7 protein-coding genes are annotated in these 10,792 nt (G+C 64.5%); all 7 read right to left on the reverse strand.

The annotated features are described in order from the left end of the window. Positions 1-142: 142 nt before the first annotated feature. The gene (locus BcanWU425_RS23225; protein ID WP_204511001.1) at positions 143-1,108 is read right to left on the reverse strand and encodes a tripartite tricarboxylate transporter substrate-binding protein; all 966 of its coding nucleotides are present in this window, start codon (positions 1,106-1,108) and stop codon (positions 143-145) included. A gap of 167 nt (positions 1,109-1,275) precedes the next feature. Then, entirely contained in the window at positions 1,276-2,730 is a 1,455-nt protein-coding gene (locus tag BcanWU425_RS23230) for an HlyD family type I secretion periplasmic adaptor subunit (protein WP_204511000.1), read from the reverse strand. Further along, positions 2,717-4,849, reverse strand: coding sequence for a type I secretion system permease/ATPase (locus BcanWU425_RS23235; protein WP_204510999.1), 2,133 nt, complete (start codon positions 4,847-4,849; stop codon positions 2,717-2,719). The genes BcanWU425_RS23230 and BcanWU425_RS23235 overlap by 14 nt, the downstream gene beginning before the upstream one ends. A 29-nt stretch (positions 4,850-4,878) precedes the next feature. Beyond that, positions 4,879-7,725 carry a beta strand repeat-containing protein gene (locus BcanWU425_RS23240; protein WP_204510998.1) on the reverse strand — a complete coding sequence of 949 codons (2,847 nt, stop codon included), beginning with the start codon at positions 7,723-7,725 and terminating at the stop codon, positions 4,879-4,881. A gap of 440 nt (positions 7,726-8,165) precedes the next feature. After that, complete coding sequence (locus tag BcanWU425_RS23245; RefSeq protein WP_018459090.1) at positions 8,166-8,657, reverse strand: hypothetical protein; 492 nt, start codon at positions 8,655-8,657, stop codon at positions 8,166-8,168. 166 nt (positions 8,658-8,823) lie between these two features. Then, entirely contained in the window at positions 8,824-9,276 is a 453-nt protein-coding gene (locus BcanWU425_RS23250; protein WP_204510997.1) for a DNA polymerase III subunit chi, read from the reverse strand. Between the two features lie 6 nt (positions 9,277-9,282). Then, a complete protein-coding gene (locus BcanWU425_RS23255; protein WP_204510996.1) occupies positions 9,283-10,782 on the reverse strand; it encodes a leucyl aminopeptidase in 1,500 nt (499 codons plus the stop codon). Between the last annotated feature and the right edge of the window lie 10 nt (positions 10,783-10,792).

Below are 10,792 nucleotides of genomic sequence, written 5' to 3' on the forward strand. Positions count from 1 at the left end.
CGACATTAAAATCGCAAAAACAACCCCATGCACAGTACCGGTATTTTGCTACCGGGTGATTGGCTGTTGAATGGACTGTTTTTTACCGTGGTGACTTAGCCCGCTCACGCAGCGATGTCGGCACGAATTGAGCAGGAATGGCTCAGTCCGCGAATTGGCCCGCTGCCTTGATCATCGGAGCCCAACGGTCGACTTCGCTCGCGAGCATCGCGGCCAGCGCCTCCGGCGTCGCCTTCTCCTGCGGGACCGGCTCCGTGTTGATGTCGTTGAACCGGGCGATCAGCGTGGAATCCCTAAGGGCGGACTGGAGCGCCGCGGTCAGCTTCTGAACGACCGCCGGTGGCGTTCCCTTGGGGGCATAGATGCCGTGCCAGACACCAAGTTCGAACCCTTTGAGGCCGGCCTCGTCGGCGGTCGGCAGATCGGGCAGGCTCTTCAGCCGCTCCTTGGTGGTGATCGCATAGGCCTTGACCTGCTTCGACATGATCGGGCCGGTGGTATTCGTCGCCTGGTCGCAGGTAAGATCGATCTGCCGGCCGAGAAGGTCGTTCATGATGGGGCCGTTGCCCTTGTAGGGCACCGCGGTGAGCTGCTTCTGGATCGCTGTCATGAACAGCATGCCGCAGAGATGCGACGCCGCGCCGAGTCCGGCATTGGCATAGGTCAGCTTGTCGCCCTGCTGTTGGGCGTAGGCGATCAATTCCTTCAGCGTGTCGGCCGGAAAATCCGGACGCGCGATGATGGTCATCGGCGCATTGGTCACAAGCCCGATCGGCGCAAAGGCCGTCTTCGTGTCATAGCTGAGGTTGCGGTACAGTGTGGCGGCCGTCGAGAGGCCGACATGATGGATCAGCAGCGTGTATCCGTCGGGCTGGGCTCGCGAGGCGCGGGTCGTGGCGATGGTACCACCGGCGCCGGGCGCGTTCTCGACGACGACCTGTTGGCCAAGCGATTTCGCCATGCCGGCCGCGGTCAGGCGAGCAATCGTGTCCGTAGGTCCGCCGGCGGCGAACGGCACCAGCATGGTGACGGGCCTGATCGGATAGTCCTGGGCGAGCGCCGCGCCAAACGGCAGGACCAGAGCCGATACGAGGGCAATGAGCCGCATGCTTTCCTCCAAATTTTTTTGCTTGCTCCTATGTACGCATTCCGGGCTGCGGGGCCACACCAAAATGACTTCATCAGGAGTGGCGCGCCCGCGGCATGGTGTAGCTGCCGAAAAGCCCGATTGGTTCTCAGCGCGTCTCGCGAAGCTTCGTCGGCATCATGCGGGAACTAGCGCTCGCGCATGATCTCGTGCCGGTAGCGCTGCAGCGGCGATAGCAGGTAGCTCAGGATGGTGCGCGAACCGGTCCTGATCTCGACGGTCACCGCCATTCCCGGCGACAGGCTGACGAGGCGGTCGTCCACCTGCATCTGGGTGCGATCGAGCGAGATGCGGGCGCTGTAGCTCAACTCCTGCCCGCTGGGCTCGCTGCTGTCGCGTTGGGTCGCGAGCGGACGGTCGCTCCCGCGCTCCTGCGGCCGGTCGCGGATGATGGCGTCCTGCGAGACGCTCACGACCTGGCCTGCGAGAAGCCCGTAGCGGGTGAAATTGAAAGTGTCGATTTTGATGGCAGCACCCTGCCCGGCCTCGACAAATCCGATATCGCGATTGGAGATCATCGCCTCGATCTCGAGCCGCGTATCGGTCGGCACGATTACCAGCAGCGACTGCGCGGGCGTGACCACGCCGCCCACGGTGTGGACCGCAAGCTGCTGCACGACGCCGTCGACCGGCGACGTCAGTTGCTGAAGCCTCGTCCTCTGCTGCGCCTTGATCAGATCGCGTGCGACGCCATTGGCTTTCTGTTCGCTCTTAGCCAGCTCGTCGGAGAGACTCTTCCTGTACTCGGCCAGGGCCTGGATGCGGGTCTCCCGGATCGCGGCGACGGCCGCCTCGGCCTCCTTCAAGCGGCTGCTCTGGACGCGAAGCTCCTCCTGCTGCTCGATCTGGAGCTGGAGGGTCTCATAGTAGGTCAGCTTCGAGCCGATCTCCTTCTCCATCAGCGTCTTGCGGATCTCGACACGCTGCTGGGTGATCGGCAGCAACGCATCAAGCTTGTGAATCGTCGCCGCAATCGTCTGATGTTCGGCCTCCTTCTGCGCTTCCTGACGTGCCAGCGCCGCGAGCTTGGCCCTGTTCTCGCTGACCTGATTGGCGAGGAGCTGCCGTTGCGTCGCAACCAGCATGGGATCGGCATCCTCTGGTACGACGAGATCAGCGGATACCCCTTCGCCGCCCGCCAATGCGGCGCGGAGGCGCGCGACGTTGAGCCGCTCGGCCATGAGATCGTCATGCAGACGATCGCGCTCTGCGGCGTTCACCGTCGGATCGAGCTCGATCAGCAGGTCGCCCGCCTTGACCGATTGCCCGTCCTGCACGTGAATGGCGCGCACCACGCCGGTCTCGAACGGCTGGATCACCTTGCTTCGCCCGCTCGACACGACCTTGCCGGTTGCGGAGGTCACGATGTCGATCGTGCCCCAAGCCGACCAGGCCAGCGCCGCGCAGACAAGCAGCATGAGGGCCAGGGCGATGGCGCGGCCGATCGGCGATGGCGGTGTTTCCGTGATTTCCAGCGCTGCCGGCAGGAAGGCGACTTCCTCGGCGCGCCGGCCCTTTCCATTCCGGAACGGGATCACGGTCTGCTCCGGACGAGCGGCCGGCACAGTGTTAGCCGACCTCATAAATGCCTCCCTGGAGACGATGCAGGGCGGCATAGCGGCCGCCGGTCTTGATCAGCGCATCATGCGTGCCGTCCTCGACCAGACGGCCGCGTTCCAGGGTGAAGATGCGATCGGCGCCGCGGACGGTGGACAGACGGTGCGCGATGATCAGGACGGTGCGGCCTTTCGCGATCTCCTTCATGTTGTCATGGATGATCCGCTCGCTTTCATAGTCGAGCGCGCTGGTGGCTTCGTCGAAGATCAGGATCCGGGGATTGCCCACCAGTGCGCGGGCAATCGCGATGCGCTGGCGCTGCCCGCCCGAGAGCGTCGAGCCGCGCTCGCCGACCACCGTATCGTAGCCCTCGGGGAGCTCCAGAATGAAATCATGCGCGCCCGCCAGCTTCGCCGCATCGATGATGCGATCCATCGGCAGGCTTGGATCGGCCAGCGCGATGTTGTCGCGCACCGACCGGTTGAACAGCATGTTGTCCTGGAGCACGATTCCGATCTGCCGACGGAGTCCGGCCGGGTCGGTCGTCATCAGATCCATTCCGTCGACCAGCACGCGGCCGCCTTGCGGTACATAGAGCCGCTGCACCAGCTTGGCGAAGGTGCTTTTGCCCGAACCGGACGATCCGACGATGCCGACGGTTTGTCCGGCTGGAATGTCGAATGAGACATCGTGCAGGATCTCCGGCCCATCGGGCCGGTAGCGGAAAGAGACGTGCTCGAAGCGGATGTTGCCCCGGATCGGCGGCAGCCCCGCGCGGGCCGCGGAGTAAGCAGGCTCCGCCGCGCTGTTGAGGATGTCGCCGAGCCGGGCGATCGACAGTCGCGCCTGATGAAAATCCTGCCAGACCTGCGCGAGCCGCAGCACCGGGGCCGACACCCGCCCTGCGAAGATGTTGAAGGCAACGAGCTCGCCGACGGTCAATGCGTCACCGATCACCAGTCTGGCGCCGACATAGAGAATGGCGGCGGTGACGACCTTGCTGACGAGCTGCACCAGCTGGCTAGCCGTGTTGCCGAGGCTGGTGACACCGAAGCTCGCGGCGACATAGCCTGCGAGCTGCTCTTCCCAGCGGCGCTGCATCTGCGGCTCGACCGCCATCGCCTTCAGCGTTTCGATGCCGCTGACGCTCTCGACCAGGAAGGCCTGGTTCTCGGCGCCGCGGCGGAATTTCTCGTCCAGCCTGCGGCGAAACAGCGGCGTCGCCACGGCCGAGATCGCGATGTAGAACGGGAACGATGCCAGCACGATGAAGCTCATCTGCGCCGAATAGGCGAACATCACCGCCAGGAACACCGAGGTGAAGACCAGGTCGATGAGAAGCGTCAGCGACGAGCTGGTGATGAAATTGCGGATGTTCTCGAGCTCACGGACCCGGGCCACGGAATCTCCGACGCGCCTGGCCTGAAACCACGCCATCGGCAGCGCCAGCAGGTGGTGGAACAGGCGTGCCCCGAGCTCGACGTCAATGCGGTTGGTGGTGTGCGCAAACAGGTAATTGCGCAGGATCCCGAGCACGGTGTCGAACAGGGAGACGACGACGAGGCCAATGACGAGGACGTCGAGCGTGGACAGCGAGCGGTGCACCAGCACCTTGTCGATCACGACCTGGAAGAACAACGGCGAGACCAGCGCAAAAAGCTGGATGAAGAACGAAGCCGCCAGCACCTCGCCCAGCAGCCGCCGGTATTTGCCGATCGCGCCGATGAACCAGGTGATATCGAAGTGCCGCCCGAGGTCGGACAGGCCGGCGCGCCGAACCATCAGGATCAAACCGCCGTCCCAGATCGCGCACAGCTCGTCGCGATCCATCAGTACCGGACGCTGCGCCTCCGGGGACTGCACCAGCACCTTATCGGCGGAGGCCTTTGCGATGACCATGAAGCCGCCGTCCCGCAGCATTGCGATCGCAGGCAGCGGGGTGTCCGACAGACGGCTCCACTGCGTTCGATAGGTTCGCGCTTTAAGTCCGAGAGACCTGGCGCAGCGGACGATATCCGCTGCGCCGAAGCTTGCCGCGCCCAGCCGGTGCCTGAGCTGCTCGCGATCGGCCGCAACACCTTGCAGATGCAGCAGTGTCAGCAATGCATCGAGCCCCGTATCGGTGGAGACCGCGTTCGTCGTCATGAGCGTTCTCCGGGCCGATGCAGTCGGCTTCAGGCGTGCTGCGGCGGTGCGAGCACCTGGTTCTGCATCGCGTGCGGATCGGGCAGCGGCATCTCGCCGTTCCCCTCACCTGCCGGGACGAAGCTGGCCGCCATGGCCTGGTTGAGCAGCATCGCGGCCGCGAACGCACCGCCCTGGATGACGACGTTGTTGCCGGTGCCGCCGTCGAGGACGTCGAGGCCCCCGCCGCCGATCAGCACGTCATCACCGGCACCACCCGCCAGCGTGTCGTTGCCGGGGCTGCCGATCAGCACGTCGTCGCCGTTGCCGCCATTGGCAACGAGCTGGATGCCGCCGTGCAGACCGGAGGCCGTGATGACGTCGTCGCCATCGAGACCGTTGATGACGATCCTGTCGCCCGCGCCGGCATCGGTAATGTTGATGTCCTGGCCAAGCCCCGACACCGTGATGATGCCGTCGTGCTCGGTCACCGTGATGACGTCGTTGCCGCCGGTTGCGTTGATGGTCACGGTATCCGCGGCGCCGTCATTGGCGCCGAGATCGAGGTCGACCTGGCTGACGCCGGTGCCGGAGAGGTCACCGACCGTAATGTTGTCGGCACCGCCGAGAGCATTGAAGTCGACATGTTCGACCCCGTTCAGGTCCATCGCAATGGCGGCAACATCTCGCGTGAACAGCACCCGGCCGCCATTGGCCGAGATGTTGATGTTCTCGCTGATATTGGCGCCGTTGAATGCCAGAGTGTCGGTGCCCTTCCCGCCTTCGACGGTATCGCTGCCGTCGCCGGGGTTCCAGATGAAGGTGTCGTCGCCCGCACCGAGATTGGCGAAATCGTTGCCGCGTCCGCCGTTCACAATGTCATTGCCGGCACTGCCTGTGATGGTGTCGTTGCCGTCGCCGCCATTGATGTTGAGGCGGAACAACTGTCCCGCCTTGATGGAAGACGCATCGATGACATCATTGCCTTGGCCGCCGTTGATGCCGAGCACATCACCGGCGTCCGCATGCGCAATCGTCACCTGCGCAGCGAGGCCGTTGACCACGATCGATCCGCCGGCGGTCACGACCGATATGTTGTCGTCACCGGTCGTGCCGTTCGCGGTCACGCGGTCCGCCGCGGCATCGCCGCTCTGGCTGCCGGGGCCGGCACTGAGGTCGATGGCAACCTGCGTGATTCCTGTCCCGGTCAGATCGTTGACGGTGATGTTGTCGGCGCCGCCTGCCGCCGCGATCTGCACGTGCTCGACGCCGGCGAGGTCCATGACGATAGCACCGACGTCACGGGTGAGTAGCGCACGGCTTCCGTTCGCCGAGATCGACATGGTCTCGGCCACATTGGCGCCGTTGAACACCAGCGTATCGGTTCCCGTGCGGCCTTCGACAGTGTCGCTGCCGTCACCGGGATTCCACGTGAAGATGTCGTCGCCTGCGCCGAGAAGCGCGACGTCATTGCCGCGGCCGCCGATGACCTTGTCGTTGCCGTCGCCGCCGATCAGGGTGTCGGCTCCCTGGCTGCCGGTGATGGTGTCGTTGCCCGCACCGCCGTCGATGGTCAGCCCGATCGCCGCGCCGAGCGTGGATGCATCGATCACGTCGTTGCCGCCGAGCGCCTGCACGACCAGCCGGTCGTTGCCGGCCTCTGCATTTGCGATCGTCACGACCTCCGGCAGCCCCGTGACCGTGACCGTTGTGCCCGCGGCTGTGACCTCGATGTGCTGATTGCCGTTGCTGCCGTTGACGGTCACCGTATCAGCAGCGCCGTCGCCTTGCGTCCCTCCCGGAACGGCTCCGAGATCAACCAGCACCTGCTTGACGCCGGTCCGGGTGAGGTCGCCGACGGTGATGTTGTCGGCGCCGCCACGCGCATCGAATTCGATCTGCTCGACGCTGTTGAGATCCATCGTGATGTTGGCGACATCGCGGGTGAAGCGCACCCGGCCGCCATTGGCCGAGATGTTGATGGTCTCGTTGATGTTAGCGCCATTGAAAAGCAGCTTGTCGCTGCCCGAGCCGCCCTCGACCGTGTCGCTGCCGTCACCGGGATTCCAGATGAAAGTGTCGTCGCCACTCCCGAGCTGGGCGACGTCGTTGCCGCGTCCGCCATTGACGATGTCGTCGCCGCTGCCGCCGATGATGAGGTCGTTGCCGTCGCCGCCGATGATCCGGTCGTTGCCGGCGCCGCCATCGAGCGTCAGCGAGATCAGGCTGCCGAGCCCATTGCCCGCGGTGATGACATCGTCGCCGCCGCCGCTGTGCAAGACGAGATTTTCAGTCGTGCCGATGTCGAGCGAAAACGGCGCCGCGCCCGTCCCGTCGAGCCGCACGCGGGTGCCGTTCGCCGTGATTGTGAACGTCTCGGCGGCGTTGTTTCCGTTGACCTGAGCCGTATCGTTGCCCTCACCACCTTCGAACAGGTTGGTGCCGCCGCCGGGATTCCAGATCATGACGTCGTCGCCGGCCTCGCCGAACAGCTGGTTGTCGCCGCTGCCGCCGTCCAGGACGTCGTTACCCGCTCCGCCGAACAGCAGATCGTTGCCGCCGCCGCCCTTGATCAAATCGTTGCCGGCCTGACCAAACAGGAGGTCGGCTCCCGAGCCGCCCGTGATCCTGTCATTGCCGTCGCCGCCGAAGATGTGCACCGCCGGCATCGGTCCGTGGCATTCGTCGACGGTGATCGTGTCGTCACCGCCTTGACCGAAGATGTCGATCGCGGTGGTGTTGTCGACCGTGGGTTCGCCACCAACCGTTTTCACGTGCCCGTTATCAACCAGGATGCGGCCGGACTTGTCGCGACTTATCACGAGGCCGTTATTCGCGCTGTCGCCGAAAATGATGAGTTGCCCCGTAACCGGGGAAAACACAGAGGTAATGGACATCCAAATGATCCTTCCGACCTAGCCCCTCCGTTCGACGCGTAGCATTCGCGCACATGACATTCTTGAACCGTTGCTTGAGACGCGCGTGATTATTCTGGAGATTTCCTCCAGTTTTGCTTCGGGGCAGTTTCCGACAGCGGATGCGAAGGCTTGCTCATCACGAACCGCCTGATCACGGATCACGCGTAACGCCCCCGTGATTTTCAACGCGCGCGGAAGAACGCAGCTCGAGGCAATGAAGGCACTTTGGGCGAAGGTCGGCATCCGCGATGTCGAAACTCGCGAACAAGATCGCCGGCGAGCGCGAACGGGAGAGATCACGGTTCACGCCTCGGCAACCGCGATCAAGGAATGCAAAGCCGCTTGATGATGGGGATAGGAGTGCGCGGCTGATCGCATCGACAGCCGCAACCAGCTTCAGGCCAAAAGGTCGACTTGTGTTACGCCGACTTCTTCTTCGGCTTCGGCTTGGTCGCCTTCGGCATGACCGGCGCCTCCGGCGTGCCCTCGATCGAGGACAGGCGACCGGCCGTGAAGGTATAGATGCCAGCGCGCGGACCGGTCGTCCAGGTCACGACCGCAACGCGCCTGCCGGCGGCATCACCGGAGAGGTTGACGCTCGAGGGCGCGCCGATGCCGCGCACCACATCGCATTCGGTGTGGCCGAGCGCGACGGTGCCGCCCATGGGAGCCGGCGCGGTCGTCGACGCATTCGCATCAGCCGGCCCGGGCGGCGGCGCCATGCCGGCACAAGCCCCGTCGGCGCTGACCAGATCCTCGGCCCCAACCGGCTTGTCGGGGGTCAGCGGCGGCGACTCAATCGAGATGCTTTTGATGAACAGGCGGCTGGGCGTGTTGAACCACTGGGCATCCCTGGACAACAGATCGGTCCCGCCCGAACAGCCCGCAACCAGCGGGGCTACGGCCGCCAACGCAATTATGAGCGAGCTGGGAAGCTTTTGATGTCGCACGATAAACTAAAATCCCCGAGTGAAGGATCGGCCCTAAGCAATTGTAGCAACATCACTTTGCGGCACGAAGGTGACAAAAGCCATCATCACCCGAAAAGTGCAAATTATCATTAATTGCGAGCGACCGCTAATTCCGCTTCTGCCACCGGCCCCGCTCGTCAGCCTGCCAATAAGTGACATCAAATCCCCGCGCCTTGCAATCCGTCCAGGCGCTGCGGGCGAACGCAAGCGCGTCCGGATCGTCGCCGTCGAACAGCAGCACCATGCGCTCATAGGCCTGCGCGTCCTGCGGCAGCGCGGCGTTGTCGACGAGGAAGCGGACATTGGCACCGTTCGGATTGTCCTCCTCGACCGCCAGCACGATCGGCTGATCGGCAGCGTCGCTCACCCGCCATGTCGCGTGCGGCAGGAAGGAATCGTCGCGATAGGTCCACAAATGGGCGTCGAGCGCATCGGCGCGCTCCGGCGAATTCGACTGCACAACGACGCGCCAGCCGCGCTCGAGCGATTTCTCGAGAAGCGGCGGCAACACGTTCTCCACCGTCATGTTTTGCAGATGGTAGAAGAGGACTTCAGTCATCTCGGGTCATTTGCGCTCGTAGTGATCTGCGACCAGACGGTCGAGCAAGCGAACGCCATAGCCGCTTCCCCAGCTCTGGTTGATGTCGGTCTTCGGCGCGCCCATGGCGGTCCCAGCGATGTCGAGATGCGCCCAGGGCGTGCCATCCACGAAGCGCTGGAGGAACTGCGCCGCGGTGATCGAGCCGCCATGGCGGCCGCCGGTGTTCTTCATGTCGGCGAACTGGGAATCGATCAGCTTGTCGTATTCAGGGCCAAGCGGCAGGCGCCAGACCTTCTCGCCGCTCTCGATGCCGGCCGCCAGCAGCCGCTCGGCAAGCTCGTCATTGTTGGAGAACATTCCGGCATGCTCGGTGCCGAGCGCGACCACGATGGCGCCGGTCAACGTCGCCAGATCCACCATGAATTTCGGCTTGGTTTTCTTGGCGACGTACCAGAGCACATCGGCAAGCACCAGGCGGCCTTCCGCGTCGGTGTTGATGATCTCGATGGTCTGGCCCGACATCGAGGTGACGATGTCGCCTGGGCGCTGCGCGTTGCCGTCCGGCATGTTCTCGACCAGGCCGATGGCGCCGACGACGTTGACCTTGGCCTTGCGGGCCGCGAGCGCATGCATCAGGCCGACGACGCAGGCAGCGCCTCCCATGTCGCCCTTCATGTCCTCCATGCTGCCGGCCGGCTTGATCGAAATGCCGCCGGTGTCGAAGCAGACGCCCTTGCCGACGAAGGCAACCGGCGCCTCACCTTTCTTGCCGCCGTCCCAACGCATGATCACGGTGCGGCTCGGCCGCGCCGAGCCCTGGCCGACGCCGAGCAGAGCGCCCATGCCGAGCTTGTCCATGGCCTTGACGTCGAGGACCTCGATCTTGACGCCGAGCTTGCGGAGCAGGCCTGCGCGGCGCGCGAACTCCTCGGGAAAAAGCACGTTCGGCGGCTCGTTGACGAGGTCGCGCGCAATGATCACGCCGTCCACGATCGCAGCCGCCGATGTAAACGCCTTCTTCGCGGCGACCACGTCGCCGACCGCAAACGAGACGTCGGCGCGCGTGCCGCCCTCCTCGCCATCCTTCTTCCTGGTCTTGTAACGGTCGAAGTTGTAGGTGCGCAGCCGCAGGCCCGAGGCGATCGCGACCGCCTGCTCGCTGGTCATGGCGCCGTTTGGAAGTTCCGCCATGATAGTCATGGCCGCCGCCCCGGCCGGAAGCTTGCTCGCCGCCACGCCGCCGAATTTGAGGAAGTCGTTCGCCTTCAGACCGGTCGCCTTGCCGGCGCCGATCACGATCAGGCGGGTGGCCTTCACGCCTTCGGGCGCAAGGATGTCGAGCGCCGCGCCGCTTTTGCCCTTGAAGGCGGCGGCGGTGGCCGCCCGCTTCACGAGTTCGGTGGCCCCGCCGAGCGCCTTGGCGGTCGCCGGGCCGAGCTTCAGGCTGTCGTCGCAGAACACGACCATGATGCCACGGGCGGCGGCAGACAATGGAACGAAGCCGACCTTAATGGCATCGGACATGAGTAACTCC

It is taken from the genome of Bradyrhizobium sp. WU425 (assembly GCF_021052305.1).
Classification (GTDB): domain Bacteria; phylum Pseudomonadota; class Alphaproteobacteria; order Rhizobiales; family Xanthobacteraceae; genus Bradyrhizobium; species Bradyrhizobium canariense_D.